Origin of the sequence: Pseudomonas sp. T8 (assembly GCF_024610635.1) — a bacterium.
GTDB classification, from domain to species: Bacteria; Pseudomonadota; Gammaproteobacteria; order Pseudomonadales; family Pseudomonadaceae; genus Aquipseudomonas; species Aquipseudomonas chlororaphis_I.
Window position 1 is genome coordinate 1,553,696 of sequence record NZ_CP102374.1, and the last position, 21,243, is coordinate 1,574,938.

19 protein-coding genes are annotated in these 21,243 nt (G+C 57.7%); 12 read left to right on the forward strand and 7 right to left on the reverse strand.

Annotated features, from left to right (window positions below; genetic code table 11):
• Positions 1-203: 203 nt before the first annotated feature.
• The 7 genes from NRG23_RS06760 (at position 204) to NRG23_RS06790 (ending at position 5,490) form a co-directional block, all read left to right on the forward strand.
• Positions 204-1,781 (forward strand): DUF2235 domain-containing protein, encoded by a 1,578-nt coding sequence (locus tag NRG23_RS06760; protein WP_257374137.1) that lies wholly within the window; start codon positions 204-206, stop codon positions 1,779-1,781.
• Positions 1,781-2,440: a DUF2931 family protein gene (locus NRG23_RS06765; protein WP_009048443.1), complete on the forward strand. Its 660-nt coding sequence runs from the start codon at positions 1,781-1,783 to the stop codon at positions 2,438-2,440. The genes NRG23_RS06760 and NRG23_RS06765 overlap by 1 nt, the downstream gene beginning before the upstream one ends.
• Positions 2,441-2,515: 75 nt before the next feature.
• On the forward strand, positions 2,516-3,172 hold the full coding sequence (locus tag NRG23_RS06770; RefSeq protein ID WP_038631726.1) for a DUF2931 family protein: 657 nt from the start codon (positions 2,516-2,518) through the stop codon (positions 3,170-3,172).
• A 73-nt stretch (positions 3,173-3,245) separates the two neighbouring features.
• Positions 3,246-3,902, forward strand: coding sequence for a DUF2931 family protein (locus NRG23_RS06775; protein WP_038631724.1), 657 nt, complete (start codon positions 3,246-3,248; stop codon positions 3,900-3,902).
• Between the two features lie 205 nt (positions 3,903-4,107).
• Positions 4,108-4,542 carry a YeeE/YedE family protein gene (locus NRG23_RS06780; protein WP_053278642.1) on the forward strand — a complete coding sequence of 145 codons (435 nt, stop codon included), beginning with the start codon at positions 4,108-4,110 and terminating at the stop codon, positions 4,540-4,542.
• Between the two features lie 2 nt (positions 4,543-4,544).
• On the forward strand, positions 4,545-4,964 hold the full coding sequence (locus NRG23_RS06785) for a DUF6691 family protein (protein ID WP_028682758.1): 420 nt from the start codon (positions 4,545-4,547) through the stop codon (positions 4,962-4,964).
• 64 nt (positions 4,965-5,028) lie between these two features.
• Positions 5,029-5,490: a GNAT family N-acetyltransferase gene (locus tag NRG23_RS06790; RefSeq protein WP_257374140.1), complete on the forward strand. Its 462-nt coding sequence runs from the start codon at positions 5,029-5,031 to the stop codon at positions 5,488-5,490.
• Positions 5,491-5,598: 108 nt separating this feature from the next.
• Here the strand turns inward: NRG23_RS06790 and NRG23_RS06795 are convergent, their stop codons facing one another.
• Both NRG23_RS06795 and NRG23_RS06800 read right to left on the reverse strand, forming a co-directional pair.
• A complete protein-coding gene (locus NRG23_RS06795; RefSeq protein WP_028682756.1) occupies positions 5,599-6,285 on the reverse strand; it encodes a hypothetical protein in 687 nt (228 codons plus the stop codon).
• Positions 6,285-7,262, reverse strand: a complete 978-nt coding sequence (locus tag NRG23_RS06800) for a hypothetical protein (protein ID WP_028682755.1) — start codon at positions 7,260-7,262, stop codon at positions 6,285-6,287. Before NRG23_RS06800 ends, NRG23_RS06795 begins: the two co-directional genes overlap by 1 nt.
• Positions 7,263-7,842: 580 nt before the next feature.
• Here NRG23_RS06800 and NRG23_RS06805 point away from each other — a divergent pair.
• The 5 genes from NRG23_RS06805 to NRG23_RS06825 all read left to right on the forward strand — a co-directional run bounded on the left by NRG23_RS06805 (position 7,843) and on the right by NRG23_RS06825 (position 16,540).
• Positions 7,843-8,124, forward strand: coding sequence for a fructose-bisphosphate aldolase (locus NRG23_RS06805; protein ID WP_257374142.1), 282 nt, complete (start codon positions 7,843-7,845; stop codon positions 8,122-8,124).
• Positions 8,125-8,476: 352 nt separating this feature from the next.
• The gene (locus NRG23_RS06810) at positions 8,477-9,961 is read left to right on the forward strand and encodes a class I SAM-dependent DNA methyltransferase (protein WP_257374144.1); all 1,485 of its coding nucleotides are present in this window, start codon (positions 8,477-8,479) and stop codon (positions 9,959-9,961) included.
• Complete coding sequence (locus tag NRG23_RS06815; protein WP_257374148.1) at positions 9,958-11,127, forward strand: restriction endonuclease subunit S; 1,170 nt, start codon at positions 9,958-9,960, stop codon at positions 11,125-11,127. Before NRG23_RS06810 ends, NRG23_RS06815 begins: the two co-directional genes overlap by 4 nt.
• 45 nt (positions 11,128-11,172) lie before the next feature.
• The gene (locus NRG23_RS06820; protein ID WP_257374149.1) at positions 11,173-13,062 is read left to right on the forward strand and encodes a DEAD/DEAH box helicase; all 1,890 of its coding nucleotides are present in this window, start codon (positions 11,173-11,175) and stop codon (positions 13,060-13,062) included.
• 1 nt (position 13,063) lies between these two features.
• Positions 13,064-16,540 carry a DEAD/DEAH box helicase family protein gene (locus tag NRG23_RS06825; RefSeq protein ID WP_257374150.1) on the forward strand — a complete coding sequence of 1,159 codons (3,477 nt, stop codon included), beginning with the start codon at positions 13,064-13,066 and terminating at the stop codon, positions 16,538-16,540.
• A gap of 160 nt (positions 16,541-16,700) precedes the next feature.
• Here the strand turns inward: NRG23_RS06825 and NRG23_RS06830 are convergent, their stop codons facing one another.
• From NRG23_RS06830 to NRG23_RS06850, 5 genes are all read right to left on the reverse strand, one after another.
• Positions 16,701-17,744 carry a restriction endonuclease gene (locus NRG23_RS06830; protein ID WP_257374152.1) on the reverse strand — a complete coding sequence of 348 codons (1,044 nt, stop codon included), beginning with the start codon at positions 17,742-17,744 and terminating at the stop codon, positions 16,701-16,703.
• Positions 17,745-18,115: 371 nt separating this feature from the next.
• A complete protein-coding gene (gene sigJ / locus NRG23_RS06835; protein WP_257374153.1) occupies positions 18,116-19,003 on the reverse strand; it encodes an RNA polymerase sigma factor SigJ in 888 nt (295 codons plus the stop codon).
• A gap of 2 nt (positions 19,004-19,005) precedes the next feature.
• Positions 19,006-19,446, reverse strand: coding sequence for a carboxymuconolactone decarboxylase family protein (locus tag NRG23_RS06840; RefSeq protein WP_103331037.1), 441 nt, complete (start codon positions 19,444-19,446; stop codon positions 19,006-19,008).
• Between the two features lie 100 nt (positions 19,447-19,546).
• Complete coding sequence (locus tag NRG23_RS06845) at positions 19,547-20,551, reverse strand: YhcG family protein (protein WP_257374154.1); 1,005 nt, start codon at positions 20,549-20,551, stop codon at positions 19,547-19,549.
• Positions 20,552-20,674: 123 nt separating this feature from the next.
• Complete coding sequence (locus NRG23_RS06850; protein ID WP_009048430.1) at positions 20,675-21,085, reverse strand: hypothetical protein; 411 nt, start codon at positions 21,083-21,085, stop codon at positions 20,675-20,677.
• Between the last annotated feature and the right edge of the window lie 158 nt (positions 21,086-21,243).

The window sequence follows — 21,243 nt, forward strand, 5'->3', positions numbered from 1 at the left end:
CGCAATCGCGAGCAAACGCTCTTCTGTAGGAGCGAAGCTTGCTCGCGATAGCGCCCGCCCAGGCAACAAAAACATCCCGGCAATCAATCGCCCCTACAACCAAATCAGCACCTGCCCAACCTCTTGCAGATTCCTCCTAAATCCATCGCCCGCCATTCCCGGTACGGTCTCCAGCGCCCCTTTCGACCGAACCAGGACCACCCATGGCCAGCAACGGACCCGGGCCAATGCCCAACCTTCTACGGCCCGCCAACCCCAACCAGCGCCCCGCGGAACGCGCCGCCGAGACCGAACAGCCCAGCTACGGCGAACAGCTCTGGGCCCAGTACGAAAAGTACGCCAAGGAACCTGCGCCACCGCCCGAAAAGGTCCAGGTGGCGCTGCGTATCGGTGTGTTCTTCGACGGTACCGGAAACAACGCCAGCAACTCGGCCATGGGCCAGATTTGCGGGGCGCAGCACGCCATTGAAGCCAAGGATATCGATGGCAGTTGCAAGCCGTATATGAGGGATCCGGAGAGCAGTTATGGGAATGATGTGAGCAATGTTAAGCGGTTGAGTGACTTGTACTATTCCAGCCGGGAAATCGAGGGTAGAGAACTGCAAAAGCGTGCTTTTCGTTCAATCTATGTTGAGGGTATCGGCACACAGACGGGTGAAAAAGACAGCCTGATCACCTCAGGTACAGGGCGTGGTGACACCGGAATATTGGGATGTGTGCAAAGGGCTTTCCGTGAGATCAAAGAACATATCAACGATATCCACACAGAGAATCCCGAAGGCGAGATCACGTCACTGATCTTCGATGCTTTTGGTTTTAGCCGAGGCGCGGCAGCGGCCCGGCATTTTGCCAATGAAGTTGTGCGCTGGCTCGGACCACTCGAACTGATTCTGCACGACCACTCCAAGGCCTTCAGTCCACACTTCAACCGGCAGTACGGCAACAACGTAGACATGGGTTTTATTGGTCTTTTCGACACTGTGCCGTCGGTTGCCGGCTTGAGCAATCTGGGCAATGTACGCAGCGCCATTACCCCAGGTATCAAGCTGCACCTCGATCGTCGCTATTTTCACTCAGTAGTCCAACTGGTCGCACGCGACGAGTACCGGGCCAACTTTGCCCTGAGCCAGGTCAAACCCAATCATGTGGAGATCCCCCTACCCGGCGCACATTCGGATATCGGTGGCGGTTATCTGAATGAGGTGCAGGAGTGTGTACTGGTCAGTCCGATGCAGGCGCTGGAGGTGCCGATCAATACTGACGTGACCCAGACCTCGATTTACCGGGACGCAACCCTGATAAGAAAGCGCTGGCTGACCGAGGGTTGGCCCGCACAATGGCTGGAAATCATCACACCGGAGCCGATGGTTCTACCGCAAGATCCACAGGACCGCCTCGCCCCACGAAAAAAACGGATATATGCCGGCCTGCAACTCAAGCGCCCAATGAGCAACAGGCTATCGAGGGTGTATCTACGCGTCATGTATGAACTGGCTAGGGAGAATGGTGTGCGCTTCAACGCCATCGACGAACAGGATCTGGACTACGCCATCCCGCAAGAACTGCAAGCCCTTTGTGACAGATTTGTCGCCGGTGACTACAGTACGACTCCAGCCGAGGAGGCCATGCTCAAACTGCGTTATATCCATCTTTCGGCTCACTGGAACCACCCACTTGGCAAACAGGATGGCGGCAGCCTTAAAGTCGTCTATATCAACGCCCCCACGGTGGATGCCGTGCGTGTGCAACACCCTCACGTACCTGACTGGACGCTTTGGTAATGAGAATGTTCATCGCCCTGCTGGGCGCACTACTGCTAACTGGCTGCTTGACCAGCGATCCTCTATCTGGAAAAAACGACCCCAAGGCACCTTGGTGGCAGCTTGGCTTCAGCGAGCCGTTCTATATGAAAGTTTGGGTTGAAGACAGCGCTGTTGAAGATATCAACGGCAAGCTATTCCTTCGCACTGGCGGCGGCTCCGCTGCGGGTGGTGATATGGGTTACGACAAAGAGTGGGCCAGAGGATGGGGCGGGAAGGGAGTTGGAGGTAGCGGTAAATCAGTGGTTGGCGCTGACCTGCCCAAGCGCATTTTCGTACGCTGGCAATCGGTCGTAGAGCCACAGGCCTATCGGGCATGGGTGGATATTCCAGAAGAGGCCCGGAAAATCATGACCACCTCGACTAACCGACGCTGCCCGGAAACTCCGCATCAGACTGCTCGCTATATGGCATCGCTCTATTTAGGCCTGGCCCCCGGTGGCATCGTACAAGTCTGGGTCAGAGATGAATGCCGCAACACAGTCAAAGTCGCCCGTGCGCAAGCTGAGATTGAACCGCTGGGGCCGCACCTGGGTAAATCAAACGGGCACTACTACCCGCTACCCGAGAATTCCAAGCGCTACATAGAGAAGTACGGCATTCCCTATGGCAGTTGGTAGACAGAACCCTTCTGATATCGAAGCACGCTGCTCAACAATCACGTCCCCTCACGTACCTGACTGGACGCTTTGGTAATGAGAGCATTCATCGCCCTGCTGAGCACACTGCTATTAAGTGGCTGCCTGACCACCGATCCGCTATCCGGAAAAAACGACCCCAAAAATCCCTGGTGGGATCTTGGTTTCACCGAGCCCAACTACATGAAAGTCTGGGTTGAAGACAGCGCGGTAGAAGATATCAACGGAAAACTGTTTCGCCGCACCGGCGGCGGAACTGCAGCAGGCGGACAACCTGAGGACAACCGGGAGTCTGCAAGGGGATGGACAGGAGTCGGTATCGGAGGCAAATCCGTGGTGGGTGCCGACCTGCCCAAACGCATTTTCGTGCGCTGGCAATCGGTGGTTGAGCCGCAAACCTATCGGGTATGGATCGACATCCCGGAAGAGGCCCGACAGATCATGCGCAGGGCGACCGACCGTCGTTGCCCAGAAACGCCAAAACAAACCGCCAGCTATATGGCCTCGGTCAATCTGGGGCTGGCGCCGGGCGGCATTGTTCAAGTGTGGGTAAGGGATGAATGCCGTCATCCGATCAAAGTAGTCCGGACCCAAGCCGAAGTTGAGCTGCTAGGACCGGACCAAGGCAAAAACAATGGGCGCTACGCCTATAAGGTCAGCGAAAAATCCAAACGCTATATAGAGAAATACGGCATTCCCTATGGCAGTTGGTAAGCAGAGCTCTCTTGGTATCGACGCACTTTACTACGTGAACACATCCCCCGACTTACAACCGAACACGCCGGCAATGAAAGTATTCATCACCTTGCTTGGCGCACTGCTGTTGACTGGCTGCCTGACCAGCGATCCGCTATCCGCAAAAAACGATCCCAAAAACCCCTGGTGGGAGCTTGGCTTTACCGAACCCTACTACATGAAAGTCTGGGTCGAAGACAGCGCAGTAGAAGATATCAACGGAATGCTGTTTCGACGCACCGGTGGTGGAACTGCATCAGGCGGCAACCTCGGTTACCAAAAGGAATGGGCCAGAGGCTGGAGCGAAGTTGGTGGTGATGGCAAATCGGTGATCGGTGCCGACCTGCCCAAACGCATTTTCGTTCGCTGGCAATCGGTGGTTGAACCGCAAACCTATCGGGTATGGATCGATATCCCGGAAGAGGCCCGACAGATCATGCGCAAGACCACGGCCCGTCGGTGCCCGGAAACGCCACAGCAAACCGCCAGCTATATGGCCTCAGTCAATCTAGGGCTGGCGCCGGGAGGCATTGTCCAGGTCTGGGTAAGAGATGAATGTCATCACCCAATCAAAGTCACCCGCGTCCAAGCTGAAGTTGAGCCTTTAGGGCCGAGCCAAGGCAAAACCAATGGCCGTTACGCCTACCAGATCAGTGAAGGGTCCAAACGCTACATAGAGAAATATGGCATTCCCTATGGCAGTTGGTAGGCTCCCCTTCTGGTAGAGGGACGCCTTGGTAATGAGAGCACTCATCGCCCAACTGACGCGCTAATGCTCTACCGCATACCGCTGCTCTCACAGACAACTCCCCACCTGACAGCACCACTCCCCTCTAGCCACCTCGCACATATCGCACCACCACCCCAAAGACTAAACTCCACTCACCCTTCCCTCTCATGAGCCCCATATCCCCATGAACATCGACTGGCTGCACTTCACGCCCTGGAGCGCCCTCGCCGGTGGCGCGCTGATTGGCCTGGCCGCCGGCCTGTTTGTCATGGCCAACGGGCGCATTGCCGGGATCAGTGGCCTGTTGGGCAGCCTGCTGCAACCGGGCAGCGAAGGCTGGAGCGAGAAGGCGCTGTTCCTCTCGGGCCTGCTGCTGGCGCCGTTGTTCTGGGGGCTGTTCCAGGTGTTGCCGACGATCGAGTTCCAAAGCGGCATAGCCGGCCTGATCGGCGCCGGGCTGTTGGTGGGCCTGGGTACGCGCTACAGCGCGGGCTGCACCAGTGGCCATGGGGTCTGTGGCATCTCCCGATGGTCGCCGCGCTCATTGGTCGCCACCCTGAGTTTTATGTTGACCGGTTTTATCACTGTCTGGCTGCTGCGCCACGGGATGGGGCTATGAACATGCGCAAGGTCACAGCCTTTATCGCCGGTCTGTTGTTTGGCCTCGGCCTGCTGCTGTCGGGCATGACCAACCCGACCAAGGTCCTGAATTTTCTGGACCTGGCGGGCCAGTGGGACCCGTCCCTGGCGCTGGTGATGTTCGGCGCCATCGGCGCTGCCTGGTGGCCGTTCCACTGGGCCATCAAACAACCCAATGCCCTGCTCGGTGCGACCATGCAATTGCCCACCCGCCGCGACATCGACCGCCGCCTGATCGGTGGCAGCCTGCTGTTCGGCATCGGCTGGGGCATCGCCGGCATCTGCCCGGGGCCGGGGCTGACCCTGCTGTTCACGCTCCATTGGCAGGCTTGGGTATTTGTCCTGGCCATGCTGGCGGGCATGCTGCTGTTTCAGTGGCTGGAAGCGCGCCGCACGCACTGAGCCCTTGGCGAACCAGACCCGCCAAGGTTAGTGTCCGGGTCTACCGATCGAAGGATGCCCCCACATGGACTGTGAAATCCGCCCCGCCCATGAGCAGGACGCCGACGCCATCAGCCGCCTGATCATCGCCGCCCTGCAGACCAGCAACGCCCAGGACTACCCAGCCGCCGTGATCGCCCAGGTGCGGCAAAACTTCAGCCCGCCCGCCGTGCGCCAGTTATTGAGCAAACGCCAGGTCTGGGTGGCCCAGGCGGCCGGCGAAATCGTCGGCACCGCCAGCCTCGACGGCCAGGTGGTGCGCTCGGTCTTCGTCGCCCCGGAAAGACAAGGCCAGGGCGTCGGCCGCCAGCTGATGGCCGAACTCGAACGCCAGGCCCTGAGCGCCGGCATCACCCAGCTGACCGTGCCCTCCTCGATCACCGCCGAAGGCTTCTACGCCAACCTGGGCTTTCGTACCCTGCGCGAGCAATACCATGGCGAGGAACGCACCCTGATCATGCAGCGCGAGCTGACACCGCCCCTGTAGCCGCTGCCGAGCAACGCGAGGCTGCGCCCGACTGCGCAGCAGTCGCCAAACCTGCAAACACGGCCTGCCTGACTAAACACCAAGCCAACCTACAAAACCGAACCCGACTCAGGGCAAAGCCTCAAACCGCCCACTCCCCTCATTCCACTGAAACCCCGGCAACTTGCAGTCACTCAAACTGATCCGCAGGCTCTCCCCCTCCGCCTGCACCTGCAACATATCCACCCCTTGATACAGACAGCCCGGCGCCGCCAGCGTCAGGGTCTGCAGCGGCTTGCCGCTGGCCTTGTCCACCACCTCGATCGCCGTTATCCGCTGGTCATTGCCCTGCATCGGCACCTGGAAATACCAGCGTTTGGTAGACGCGCTCTGCAACAGCGAGGTGTTCGGCTGCGGCCACGAGTAGTCCGAGTTCACCAGGGCCACCAGCTTCAGGGCGATGGGCAAGGTCTTGCCGGTGCGATAGCTGGTCCAGCTGCCGCGCACCTGTTCGCTCTGGCGGCTGACCATCAGGTCGTTGAACTGCAAGCGCGCCACCGGCAGGCCCTGCTCGTCCAGCTCGTCCATGGCCAGCACCTTGTTGCTGAAGCTGAAGGTCGGCTTGAGGCGGATCGGCGTGCGATAGCGCTGGTAGGCATAGGTCCCCTGGTACAGCGCGTTCTGGCTGCCCAGCGTCAGCACAATGGCCTGCTTGCCCAAGGTGCCCTGGTACACCCCATGGGCCGCTTGCGCCGGCACTAACCACGCCACCAGAAACAACGCCGCCAGCCCGCGAAAAAGATCAACCAACCGCATCAGAAACGCTCCTCGCCAGACTGAATGAATTCCAGCCGGTCAGGGCTGATCACACGGTAATAATCCCAACGCCGGGTGCCCGCACTGAAGTTGATAAAGTCCTGCTTGCTGAACTCCATCTGCCCGCCCGCGGCAAAGCGCACAGTGCCTTCCGCGGCGAACTGCTCCAACTGCGGATGGCGCAGATACGCCTGGGTCTGTGGGTGGTACAGGTAATACTCGGTCGGCGCGCACAGCACACTGCCGTACGGGCCGTTCAAGCTGTAGCCCTGCACCTGGAAATCGAGGGTGGAGTCGGCATCGAAATGCTCGAAGGTCAAGGTACGGGTCCCGGTCGGAGCCAGGCACCACTGCCCGCCCACCTCCTGCACCACCTCGCCGGTGGCCCGGCTCAGCACCCGGATGTTGTCCACCCGCCCCGTGTCCTCCCCGGCATTGCGCACGGCATGCACACTGAAATAGAACTGCTTGTCGGCCGCCGGCTGCAACAACTCACCGTCAAAGGCCTCACGCTGACTCCCGCCAAAACGCATCACCCGCTGCAACCGCAACGGCTGCTGCGCACCCGTGCGCAAATCGACAAAGGCCCCCTGCAACGCCTCAGCCCCCTCGACAAAGGGCTGCAACGACACAGCCGCCGCCGGCAAGGTCGGGTTATCCATGATATTGATCAACAGCCCCCCGCCCTGACGAAACGGCGTGAGCTCCAAAGGCATCGGCAACCGCTCGGCCCCGCTAAACCAATAGCCGGACATCCCGCCGCCATATTGCGAGTCATAGGTGAGCGCCAGCTCCACCGGCGTATCGCCGAGCGTGCCGCGGTAGGTGGTGATGGGGTCCGCGTTGGCCGTAGGCACACTCAGCGCCATACCCACAAACAGCGCTGGAGCCAACCGGAATAGAAAATGCCCCAGGCGAGACACACAACCCCGCGTCCCTGCCCCTACTCGCCTCCCGCCACCAACGGACTGGGTCATGCCTGCGCTCCTTGCAATAGGTAAAAGGCGCGCAGGATAGCAAAGTTGGTTGGGAATCAGAGGGTGTTGCTGCGGCCCTGTAGCCGCTGCCGAGCCCGCGAGGCTGCGATGGGGCGCGCAGCGGCCCTAAAACGGCACACCACAATCATTCAGACACACCCTCAGCGGCTGAATAGCGGACGCCCGCCCAAGGCCTAGACCTGCGGTAACCGCTACGGAGTTCTTAGTAGCCACGCCGCTTACGGCAAGGATCAACGACTCAGCCTCGCCCTACCCACAATCGAGACCTTTCCTACAGCCGTGCCGTTGTCCCTAATCCGCCCCACACCTATAGTTTTCACGTCTGCTGATTCCGGTCAGCGATAGGGTTTCGCAGCCCAACAGAAAAAGTCGAACTACACCACCAATGACAACTCAGGCAAACTTCGCCTGCGTTTCGCTTCATGGTGGCTGTGCGTGGGAGACCTTCGGGTCTGCCGGGTTTCTTCTTTTCCTCGGTCTGCGAACCCGCGTACAGCTGCCACCCAATTGATTCGCAGCAATCAGGTGACAACTTTTCACTCTCGAAAAGGACGACACCATGAAAACTCAAGATTCATCCGAACGCTTTATCCCCCTGACCCCAATTGCCAGCGATGGGCCGGTGCTGTTTATCGACAGCCAGGCGCCATTGGTGGATTTGCATGCGTGTGCGAGTGAGCGGTTGGTGACTGCGCTCGACTTTCTGAATCTAATGACCTGCATTACGTTGCGCGATGCGAGTGATAAGGACATGGGCACGGTGACCAATACCGCCAGGTTATTGCTGCAGGATGTGCGGGATGTGCTGGGGGTGATTGAGACAAGGGCGTTTTGCAAATGATTTAAACGCTAAGGAAGTCGGCCACGGGCCGGCTTTTTAATGCCTGAAAACCACGCACAATACGGGCCGCACATAAAATGCCATCTTTGACCCACATCCAAACGCTGAGTTAGCCGCTGCTCAATATCGAGTGAACATCTGCTTTCAATGAAACGCGGACGCGTGATGCCGTTCAAATACGCTAAGCATTCACCTGTCCGCGCCTGTGGCAGCAATGGTCTACGCGGCTGTACCTGACAGCCCCGCTCCCGAATCGTTACACTGCGCGCACTTTGTCAGTGCCGGAGTTTCCCGGCTCGGCCATTGCCCACAATGTTGCTTGGGCAGTAAACCCTAATTCAGGTAATCCATAGTGATCACAGGCGCCATTAAATCCCAAGTTGACCAGATCTGGAATGCGTTCTGGAGCGGCGGTATTTCCAACCCCATGGAAGTCATCGAACAGATGACCTACCTGCTGTTTATCAAACGCCTCGACGAACTGCAGACGGTTAAAGAACGTAAGGCCGCGCGCACCGGGCAGCCTATTGATAATCCGATTTTCAGCCCCAACCAGGCGCATTTGCGCTGGGCGGCGTTCAAGGCACTGGGTGATCCGGCCAGCTTGTACGCACTGATTGCCGACGAAGTATTCCCTTTTATCAAGTCGCTGGGTGGAGAAGATGGCGAGTCCACCTACGCCGCGCATATGAAGGATGCGCGCTTTACCATCCCCAATCCGGCGTTGCTGGCCAAGGTGGTGGACATGCTCGACGCCATCCCCATGGAAGACCGCGACACCAAGGGCGACCTCTACGAATACATGCTCGGCAAGATCGCCAGTGCTGGGCAGAACGGTCAGTTCCGTACGCCTCGGCACATTATCAAGTTGATGGTGGAAATGATGGCGCCCAAACCGTCGGACACCATTTGTGATCCGGCCTGCGGCACCGCTGGTTTTCTGGTGACGGCTGCTGAATACCTCAACACTCACCACAGCCACGAGCTTTATCAGGACGCAGCCAGCGCTAAACGCTTTAACCATGACACCTTCCACGGCTTCGACTTCGACAGCACCATGCTCCGCGTTGGCTCGATGAACATGCTGCTGCACGGCGTGGAAAACCCGGCGATTGAAAATCGCGATTCGCTCAGCGAGGGCCATGCTGGCGTCGAAGGCCAGTTCAGTTTGATTTTGGCCAACCCGCCGTTTGCCGGCAGCCTGGATTACGAGGCCTGCGCCAAAGACTTACAGCAAGTCGTTAAAACCAAAAAGACCGAACTGCTGTTCCTTGCTTTGTTTCTGAGATTGATGAAGGCCGGTGGCCGCGCGGCGGTGATCGTCCCGGACGGCGTGCTGTTCGGCTCCAGCAAGGCGCACAAAGCGCTACGGCAGATGCTGGTGGAAGACCACAAGCTGGACGGCATCGTCTCCATGCCGTCGGGTGTGTTCCGCCCCTATGCCGGGGTGTCCACCGCCATTCTGCTATTCACCAAAACCAACTCCGGCGGCACCAACCACGTCTGGTTCTACAACATGCAGGCTGACGGCTTCTCGCTGGACGACAAGCGCAACGAGCTGGATGCGAGCAAGCACGAACTTAATAACCTGCCCGATATCCTTGACCGCTGGCAAAAGCGTAATACCACCGTAGGCCTCGACCGCACTGCGCAAAGCTTTTTGGTGCCCAAGGCGGAGATCGTCGGCAACGACTATGACTTGTCGATCAACCGCTACAAGAAAGTGGTCTACGAGGAAGTGCAGCACGAGGCGCCGCAGAAAATTCTGGCAGAGTTGAAGGTGCTTGAGGCGGAAATTATGCGGGGGATGGATGAGCTGGAGGGGATGCTGAAGTGACGATTGAAATGGTCGAACTCGACGAACTAATGGCCAGACGAAATGGCTCTGTCAATCCAGCAAAATTCGTTGATGAAGAGTTTGAACTGCACAGCATTCCGGCCTTTGATGCTGGGCGGCCGGATATTGTAAATGGAGGCCAGATAGGTTCCTCCAAGCAAGTTGTGCAGCCGAACGACGTTATGATCTCGAAGATTATTCCGCATATCAGGCGAGCATCGGTTGTCGGGGCATCATCGGGAAGAAGGCAGATTGCCTCCGGTGAGTGGATCGTTTTTCGTAGCGAGCGCGTCTTCCCGAATTATCTTCGTCAAGTGCTTGTGTCGGACGACTTCAACGCCAAATTTATGAACACTGTAGCGGGTGTTGGTGGCTCTTTGTTGCGAGCGCGTCCCGCAGAAGTCGCGAAGATCAAAATTCCGCTCCCGCCACTCCCCGAACAGCGCCGCATCGCGGCGATTCTGGATAAGGCCGACGCGCTGCGCGCCAAGCGCCGCGAAGCCATCGCAAAGCTCGATCAACTGCTGCAGTCCGTGTTTTTGGAAATGTTTGGCGCAACTTTAGAGGCAACCACATCAGTAGCTGAGCTTGCACCTTCTGCGGGTGCTATTCGAACCGGTCCCTTTGGTAGTCAATTATTGCATAGCGAGTTTGTTGATCACGGCATCGCTGTCCTCGGTATAGATAACGCCGTATCCAATACGTTTGCATGGGCGAAGCCCAGATTCATTACAGAAGAAAAATATTCGCAACTCTCTCGCTATCGGGTTAATCCAGGCGACGTACTAATCACGATCATGGGGACTTGTGGGCGATGCGCTGTTGTCCCTAACGACATACCAACCGCGATTAACACAAAACACCTCTGCTGTATTTCGATCGACCGCACGCGTTGCGAACCGGAGTTTTTGCACTCGTACTTCCTCTTGCATCCGGTCGCCCGGAACTATCTTGAGAGTCGAGCAAAAGGTGCAATCATGGCAGGGCTCAATATGGGGATCATAAAAGAACTCCCGGTTGCGTTACCTTTGATAGAAAAACAACGGCATTTTGTTTCAATCAAAAAATCGTTAGGGCGCCAGCTTGAACAAGCTTTAACTCAAGAAAACCGCTTCGACGAGCTATTTGCTGGGCTACAACAACATGCTTTTGCAGGTACGCTCTAAGTAATGCATTGTGCCCCATCACGCCAAGGAACAGGCAACCCCCACATGGCTCAATTCTTTCCTTCCCGTACCACCTGCCGCTTTGACACCCCTGGCGAGCGCCGCCTCGCCGAGCGCCTGGAGAAGAAGCTCGAAGACGACTACCTGTGCTGGTTCAATGTCCCGGTGGGGCCAAAAGCCCTGCAGCCGGACTTTGTGCTGCTGCATCCGTTGCGCGGGTTGCTGGTACTGGAGGTCAAGGACTGGAAGCTCGATACCATTCAGAGCATGGATCGCAACCAAGCGAAAATTTATGCCGACGGGCTACTCAAAACTCTGAAGAACCCCATGCTGCAGGCACGGGCATATGCCATGGAAGTGGTGATGATGTTGCAGAGGGACCCAGCGCTGAAACAGCCCGCCGGTTCTCCATATGCTGGCAATCTGATCATGCCCTTCGGCTGGGGTGTGGTAATGACCGCGATTACCCGCAAGCAATTTGAGGGGACTAACCTCGCAGAGGTGCTGAACCCACAACAGGTACTGTTTCAAGACGAAGTAACCGAGACAGTTGATCCCGAGGTCTTCCAACAAAGACTCTGGAATATGTTCCAGCATATTTTCCCTTGCCAGTTGAGCCTGCCCCAGATCGACCGCGTACGCTATCACCTCTACCCCGAGGTGCGGGTGAACGCGGTGCCTGGACAGTTCGGTTTGTTCGCCGAACAGCACGCGCCATTGCCAACGCTGATCAAGGTCATGGACTTGCAGCAGGAGCAACTGGCGCGCTCGCTGGGTGAGGGCCATCGGGTGATTCACGGCGCTGCTGGTTCCGGCAAGACCATGATCCTCGGCTATCGCTGTGCGCATCTGGCGCAGGTGTCGAATAAGCCGGTGTTGGTGCTCTGTTACAACAAATCCCTGGCTGGCCGCTTGCAACAAGTACTGGCCGAGCGCGGCCTGAGCGATAAGGTCAAAGTGCGTAATTTTCATGCCTGGTGCTCGGACATGCTCACCGCTTTTAACGTCGATCGTCCGGCGCAAAATTTGTCGATCAGCGTGAAGATGGCGCAGATGGTTGAGAACACCATCGACGGTGTCGACCGCGGGCAAATTCCACGCGCTCAATACGCGGCGGTGCTAATCGACGAGGGCCATGACTTCCAGCCGGAATGGTTCAAGCTGGTGGTGCAGATGATCGACCCCGAGAGCAATTCGCTGCTGGTGCTGTATGACGATGCACAGTCTATCTACCGCGGCAAGAGCGGGAAAAGTGGCATGGATTTCAGCTTCGCCAGTGTCGGTATTCAGGCACAGGGGCGCACCACCATCCTGCGATTGAACTACCGCAATACCGTTGAGGTGTTGTCGGTGGCACGAGCGTTTGCCATCGAGCTGCTGACCGCCCGCGATGCCGCTGAGGATGGCGTGCCCATTGTCGCGCCGCAAAGCGCTGGCCGTCGGGGCGCGTTCCCCGAGCTGCTACGTTGTGATTCCGACTGGCAGGAATACCACTGCATCGTCGAGCGCATCCGCGATGAGCAAGGTAAGGGCCGCGCGTTGGATGACATGGCAGTGATTTATCGCAGTACCGCCCAGGCCCAACGCATTGAACGGGCCTTGAGCGAGGCCGGTATCGCCTTTGCCTCGGGCCAATCGGCCAAGGGCCGTGGCGCGTTGTATGGCAGCGAAGATGCAGTCAAGATTGTCAGCATGCACTCTAGCAAGGGCCTTGAATTCGGCCTGGTGCTGATTCCCAGTCTGGGTGAAATGCCGAAAAAGGGCGAAGACGAGACCGACGAGGCACGCCTACTGTATGTGGCCATGACCCGCGCGATCGATCGGTTGGTAATGACCTACCGTGAGCCTTCCAGCTTTACCCGCAAAATTCAGGAATCAATCGGCAGCGTGCGCCAGCACCTGGACGAGATGGACTCACAGAAGGCAGCCGGTTGATATGAGCAACTTTGAATTTCTCATCCCCGAATTTAAAGCGCTGTTTGAGCCGGCCAAGGGGGCGGAACACCTGGTGTATTCCGATCCGCGTGCCTGCTGCATGCGTACCCGCCATGCGCTGGAGCAGACGGTGCACTGGCTGTACGAGCATGATCGCGACCTGCGTATGCCTTACGACAACGGCCTTAATTTGCTGCTGACTCAGGTGGAGTTCGTTCGCCTGCTGCCCCCGCAAATTCATCAAAAGACGCGTTTGATTCAGAAATTTGGCAATCAGGCGGTGCATTCCAATCAAGCGATTGGCTACAGCGATGCGATGAGGCTGGTACGCGAGCTGTTTCACGTGTTGTTCTGGCTGGCACGCACTTATACCCGCGCCAGCGACCCAAAAAGTATCGACGCTGCGTTTGACGAAAAACGTGTGCCTCAGCTCGTTAGCATGAATGAGGCCGTCGCCTTTACTCGTGCGGAACTGAAAAAGCAGGAAGCCAAATTCCAGGAGCAGATTGCAGCCCAACACGGCACCCTTGAAGCCCGCGAGGCGGCGATTGCCGAGCAAGCCGCAAGCCTAAATGAGCGCGAGTCGCTGCTGGCGCGACTGGATGCCGAACTGGTCGCCACCCGTGCGGCGCTGGCCCAGGCCAAGGCGACCAATATCGCTGTGCCAGATAACCATGATTACGACGAGGCCGACACCCGTCGTCTGTTTATCGATGTGTTGCTGCGCGAGGCCGGTTGGGAATTGGGCAAAAACGCTGATGCCGAAGTGCCAGTGAGCGGCATGCCCAACGGGCAAGCCGAAGGTTTTGTCGATTACGTGCTGTGGGGAGCCAACGGCAAACCGTTGGCTGTGGTGGAAGCCAAGCGCAGCCTGAAAGACCCGGACGTGGGGCAGCAGCAAGCCAAGTTGTACGCCGATTGCCTGGAAGCCGAGAAGGGCCAGCGGCCGCTGATTTTCTACAGCAACGGTAATCACACCTGGCTGTGGGACGACCGCCGTGCGCCGCCACGCGAAGTGCAGGGTTTTTACACCCGCGATGAGCTGGAATTGGCGATTCAGCGGCGCAGCCTGCAAACCGACTTGCGCGAACTGCCGATCAATAGCGAGATTGTTGAGCGGGCATATCAACACCGGGCGATTCGAGCGATGACCGAATCACTGAGTCAAGGCCGCCGTGCCGGCTTGCTAACCATGGCCACCGGCACTGGCAAGACGCGGATGTCGATTGCCTTGATCGAATTGTTGATGCGTAGCAACTGGGTTAAGCGCGTGCTGTTTCTCGCTGACCGGGTAGCCCTCGTAAAACAAGCTGCAAATGCCTTCAAAGAGTTCCTGCCGGACTCCAGTCCGGTCAATCTGGTTACCGACAAGAACGGCCAGGGCCGAGTGTATTTGTGCACCTATCCGACCATGATGGGCTTGATCGAACAGATGGAGGGTGACCGTCGCAAATACGGCGTTGGCCACTTTGACCTGATTGTGATCGACGAGGCACACCGCAGTGTGTACCAGAAGTACGGCGCAATTTTCCGTTATTTCGACAGTTATCTAGTGGGCCTGACCGCTACCCCGCGTGATGAAGTCGATCGCGATACCTATCACCTGTTTGGCCTGGAAACCGGCGTACCGACCGATGCCTACGGTCTGAATGAGGCGGTGGATGACGGTTACCTAGTGCCACCCAAGGCATATTCGGTGCCGATCAAGTTTGTCCGTGAAGGCATCCGTTACGACCAGCTCAGCGATGATGAGAAAGAGCACTGGGAGTCGCTGGATTGGGGCGATTACAGTGCCGAAGGTGATGCACCTACCGAGGTGCTAGCGTCTGAGGTCAACAAGCAGCTATTCAACGAGCCAACCGTTGACCTGATGCTAAAACACTTGATGCAAAATGGCCTGACCGTGGAAGGTGGCGACAAGCTCGGCAAGACCATTATTTTTGCAGTGAACCAAAAGCACGCCGATTTTATCGCACGGCGCTTCAATCATCATTACCCGCACTTTAATGGTGAGTTTGCGCGAGTTATCACCCATGCGGTGAGTTATGCGCAAACCTTGATTGATGACTTCAGCAGCAAGCTCAATAAGCTGCCGCAGATCGCCATCTCAGTGGATATGCTCGACACCGGAATTGATGTACCTCAGGTTTTGAATTTGGTGTTCTTCAAGGCCGTCCGCTCAAAGGTTAAGTTTTTGCAGATGATTGGTCGCGGCACGCGACTGTGCCCGGATCTGTTTGCGCCGGGCGTGCACAAGCGCGAGTTCGCCATCTTCGATTTCTGCGCAAACTTCGAATACTTCAACGAAAACCCCAAGGGCGCACTGGGAGGTATGGCCGAGCCACTGGGTAAGCGCTTGTTCAAAGCGCGGCTGGATTTGCTGTCGTTGTTAGCCCCGAAGGCCGTTCCCACGCCTGGTGATCTGGCGGAAACCAGAGGCCAGTACGATGCCTTTGTCGAGCTGCGCACTGAGTTAACCAACGAGTTGCACGGCGAAGTCGCGACGATGAATAAAGATAACTTCATCGTGCGTACCGAGCTGGAGCACGTGACCCACTTTGCCGAGCGTGAAGTTTGGAATGCGCTGGATGATGCAGCGTTGAGTGATCTGCGTAGTCATGTCGCCGGCTTGCCAAGTGAGCGCGCTCCTGAGCACATCACCGCTAAGTTGTTCGATCTGCTGTGCCTGAATTTGCAGCTAGCGTTACTTCGCTCGACCAGCGACTTCGTGACGTATCGTGACAAGGTGGTCGAGTTGGCCAGCCAGTTAGAAGTGATGGAGAGTATTCCGGCAGTGCATGCTGAACTTGCGTTGCTTCAGGATGTGCAAACCGAAGAATACTGGCAGGACATCCGCTTGCCGATGCTTGAGCAAATGCGACGCAAGATGCGTGAGCTGATAAAGTTTATCGAACGCCGCCCGAGCAACCCCGTTTATAGCGTGCTGAGCGACGAGATTGGTGAAGCGACTGTAGTCAACCTTAAGGATTTCAATACCGGCATCAACCTGGAACAGTACAAGAAAAAGGTTGAAGCCTATATCCGTAGCAATGAGAACCATGTGGCCATCGCCAAGCTCAAGTTTAACCGGCCGCTAACGCCGAGCGATCTGAGCGAGCTGGAGCATTTTGTCTACGAGTCGGAAGCGGTTCAGAGTCGCGAGCAGTTCGAGCAGTGCTACGGCACTGACCAACCGCTGACACTGCTGATCCGATCATTGGTAGGCTTGGATCGCAATGCCGCAAAAGAGGCTTTCGGTCAATTCCTCGACGAGAACCGCTACAGCAGTCAGCAGATTCGTTTTGTTGAAATGATCATCGAGCGTCTAACCCGACAAGGTGTAATGGAGGCGGGTCAACTTTATGAACCGCCTTTTACCGCACTGCACCACGAGGGATTAGACGGTGCGTTTGGTGACGCGGATGCCAACGCGATCATTTCGGTGATCGCTGCAATCAAACGCAGTGCAGCAGCTTGAAAGTTACAGGGCCATTCATGGGCATGGAGGAGAAGCGCACGTCTCCATGCCAGGAGATACCGACCACCGTCTACTCAATTCTTGTTTAGCCGGACCTCCAAGCTAGCCATTCATCATTCGCAAGCCGATGAAGAACTCGTCGCCTCCCACATCCAAAGTATCAAATGTCCTCCGTCAGCGCCGCCGTCCAAATCCGCTTAAGCGGCAGCTCTGACTTGATGCTCTCATCCAGCCGGTCGTAGTACATAAATAGCTGATCGAGCAGATCGTCCTGGTTCCACAGACGCAAGCGGAAAAAGCTGGACGCCAATTCCTTCTGCACATTCCCACGATAACCACCCCATGCCACGAAAAGTCCCTGGCTGGCGTTGAACTTACTCATCGCCCCCAGCAGTTTGTCGACGGTAGGTCGATCAACCAGCCCTGTTCCTGACTTCACCTCAACGCAAATCGCCTGCCCGCCAAAACCCATCACGCCGTTACTGGCCAGCACATCAACACCCCCATCAGCACCTTCCGGGCTCTGCCAAACGCTAAAGCCCTGCGCCCGCAAAATCGCGGCTACCAGAGTGGTCAGGCGATGGCCTTTAAAGCGTCGTTCGATCAGCCGGACGATATGGTCTTTACCGGTACGCTCCAGATCGGTTTCGGCTTCCTCGACAGCCACTTCATCAGAGGCAGTAGCTGTATCACAAACCAACTGCTGCAACGTCTCGGGCTGCCAACCATTTCTAGCCATAGAGCGAATGCGCTCTTCAGCGTTATTACGCTGGATTCGGCAAATGGTCATGAACGCGCCGAAACTGTAGAGCAGGTCCTGGGAGAAATTGGAGCGGGGAATTGCTTCGCCAATCCATTCAACCGCTCTCCAGTGGAAAAATGGATCGGGGCCGCCAAGGGCAAATTGATAATCACCGACCAGCTTGCCGATATACACCACGGGCTGGGTTTTGAGCGGCAGTACGATCAAATCCCCCGCCTGCATGCGCTGAGCGAAAGGCCAAATCTGGCTGCTCCAGTTTTGCAGTGTTCTGGGTTTGGCATCTGGATAGCGTGCTGCCAGTTCGGTCTGTATCTGGTCGCGTTGCTTGAACGCACTCAAATTCACATCCAGCCCATCCCACGTCACATAGACGCGGCGCTCGCTGATGAACTTGTCTTCGAATTCCCCTGCGGAGCCCGCCCGGACCAGCCATACGGCCATTAGTATTTCTCCCTGTTTGCTGATTCAGAGCCGATATCGAACTGCGATGCCCTTTTAGTGGGTAAGCAGATACCGGACGATTGAGTCGAGCGCAAGTGCCAGAGGCCCACTCGCCGTCCAGAACTGGCTGCATTCAGGCTACTTGGTCGCTTACTTGATCACCTACTTGGTCGCTTTGGCTGAGATCGGCCGAGGCTCGATTGCCCGAGATGGTCTTGAAAACGTTGCGTTTATCCAATCAATACACGGTCATCGTTAACGACCATCGCGAGCAAGCTTCGCTCCTACAGTGGATCACCTTCGCCTAACTGAACGGCATGGGTGGCCTCGGCTTGTTGGTTCGCAGCCCTCAGGGCTGCACACTACAAGCTTCAAACCAACACCCCACTCCCCAACAACCCCAACTTCTCCGGATTACGCATGATAAAGACACGGTTCACCCGCCCCCCTACGTCATACCCAAAACTCACCACCGCAATCACCTCCCCCTCCCCCCGCAACACCACCCCACGCCCACCATTGATCTCCACCTCCTGCCACTGATACTCCCGCCAGTACCTGCTCAACGACTCGCCGACAAACGCCAGCACCGCCTCCAGCCCATACAAGGTCTCGCGAATCGCGCTGGCTTTGCCGCCGCCATCGGCGCACAGCTCGACGTCTTCGGACAGCATCGCGGCCAGGCCTTGGGTCGAGCCGCTGGTGATTGCGCTGTGGAAGGCGCTCAGCAGTTGTTCCTGGCGTGAAGGGTCTGGCTGGTAACGGGCCTGGGTGTTGCCCAGGCTGGCTTTGGCGCGGGACACCAGTTTGCGGCAGGTGGCTTCCTGGACGCCGAGGGTTTGCGCGACTTGGGGGTAGTCCAGGTCGAAGATGTCGTACAGCAGGTAGGCGGCGCGTTCCTTGGGGGTCAGGCGTTCGAGCAAGAGCAGGAAGGCAGTGGACAGCGACGAGGCCAGTTCATGGCTGTGTTCGGGGGAGTGGTGATGCAGGGTGTGGATCGGTTCCGGCAGCCAGGTGCCGACGTAGTCCAGGCGCGAGCGCTGGGCCGAGCGCAGCAGGTCGATGCAGTGCCGGGTGCAGGCGGTGGTCAGCCAGGCGGCCGGGGTGGCGATGGAGGCCTTGTCGGCCTCCAGCCATTTGATGAACAGGTCTTGCACCACGTCCTCGGCCTCGGCGCGCGAGCCGAGGAGGCGGTAGGCCAGGCCCAGCAGGAAGCTGCGACGGCTTTCGAACACCGTCGTGTCATCGATTCGATCCATCCTCAGTGCCTCGACACCTGCAAGCGATTCCACAGGTTGATCATGCCGATATCGGCCGTCAAGGCGGCGATCTGCGCTTCGCTGAAATGTTCGCGCAGGGCGGCGCGCAACGGGCCGAAGTCGGTGTCTTCGCGCAGCACGGTGAGGGCTTCGGTCCAGGCCAGGGCGGCGCGCTCGGCGGCGTTGAAGTCGCTGACATGGCGCCAGACCACCAGGCGGTCCAGGCGCTCGTTGCTTTCGCCGTCTTCACGGGCCTCGCGGGTGTGCATCTTCACGCAGAAGCCACACTGGTTGATCTGCGAGGCGCGCAACACCACCAGGTGGTGCAGCTTGCGGTCCAGGCCGTGGGCGTCGATCAGGCCGTGGACCTGGCCCAGGCTTTCGAAGATCTCGGGGATGGTTTGCAGCAGGTTGACGGCTTGGGTTGGGTGGCTGGATGACATGGGGTGGCTCCGTTAATTGAGGGATACACCGACATGACGGGCCAGCCTGGTGGTTTGTGACGGGGTGGCGGAAAAATAATTCGGGCTCCGATAACGCGATTCAAACCACCTGAGGATTAAGCGCATAAAACTCATGCAGCTTGGCCTGCAGCAGCTTCTTGTCTGGCAGTTGTGTCTGATACTCGGCGATCAATGCGGGTGAGAGTGAGCGGTTGAGGGCGTACTCGACCACCTCGTCGTCCTTGCTGGCACAGAGCAACACACCCAGGGCCGGGTTCTCATGGGGTTTGCGCACCTGACGGTCCAGCGCCTCCAGGTAGAAATCCAGCTTGCCCAGGTGTTCCGGCTCGAAACGCCCAACCTTGAGTTCAATGGCCACCAGGCAATTCAACCCGCGATGAAACAGCAGTAGGTCCAGCACAAAATCGCGCCCGCCTACCTGCAATGGGTAGCGCGAAGCGACAAAACAGAAATCCCGCCCCATTTCGATCAGAAAGTCTTTCAGTTGCTGTACCAGCCCCTTGTGCAGATCAGCTTCGTTGTGCCCCTGAGCCAGGTCGAGAAACTCCATCACATAGGCATCCTTGAACACCTTCAAGGCGTCGGGATGAATTTGTCTCAACGCTGTCGAGACTTTTGCCGGTCGGGTCAGCGAGCGCTCAAAGAGGGCCGACTTGATCTGGCGCTCCAGCTCCCGGCGCGACCATTGCTCCTGAACCGCCATGCGCAGGTAGAACTCACGTTCATTAGGCTGTTTGCTCTGCCCAAGAACGATCAGGTTATGGCTCCAGGACAATTGTCGCACCAGTGGTGCGACTTTCTTGTCATCCCGATAAACCTCATAAAACTGGCGCATACGAAACAGATTCGGTCGGGTAAAACCCCGCAACCCCGGCTGCTGCCGCGCAAGATAATCCGCCAGTTGCTGAACCACTCCATCGCCCCACTCCGCCGCCTGGATCTTGCGACTGATATAGGCACCGACCTGCCAATACAGCTCCACCAGTTCGGTGTTCACCGCCCGCATCGCCCGTTGGCGCGCGGCGGCGATCATTTGCGCCACTTCGTTGAAGGCCGCATCGGTGGATGGCAGTGCTTGATTCATAAAAAGGGTCCTGCCTGAAGGATGTAGTCCACCATCATCAGGCGGCCCTCAATCAACGTGCAGTCAGCCGCTTCTCTTTCTATTGAGCGAAATTTCCTGGATTGAGCAACGCCGACAGCCCTATCACCCCGGCATACACTCAAACCCATGCGCACTCGCCACCTGCTTCCCCTGCGCATCAAACAACCGCGCCCTCACCTCAGTCCCCAAGGTCGATTCCACCAGCTTGTAATGCTCCCCCGCCTGGAAGTTCGGGTAGCTCACATGCCCGTGGCAGTCGACCTGGTTGGAGTCGCCGCCGACTTCTTCGAACAGGGTCACGTCCAGGCGGTGGGCGCCGGGTTGGACTTCGAAGTAGCGGCCGTCGTCGACGTTCTTGCCGTCGACCCGTTCGGCCAGCAGGTCGCTGGGGCCCTCTTCTTCGAGGCTGATCCAGGCTTCCCTGGGGTCGGGCTGGGGCATCGGGCCGGCGCAGGCGGATAACAGCAGCACCAGGCTCAGGGCGGGAATCAGCAGCAGGGGTTTGGCATTCATGGCAGGTACCTCGGCAGTAAAAAAATCGACACAGGGCGAAGCGAAAAAAGCAGTCGCGCCGGATTGCCATCCAGCTTGTCGAGGCCCCGGGCAGAGGACAAATGAATCCCCGTGAAAGGAAATTCAGGCCCAACCTAAAACTTCCTTCACCTGGCTGA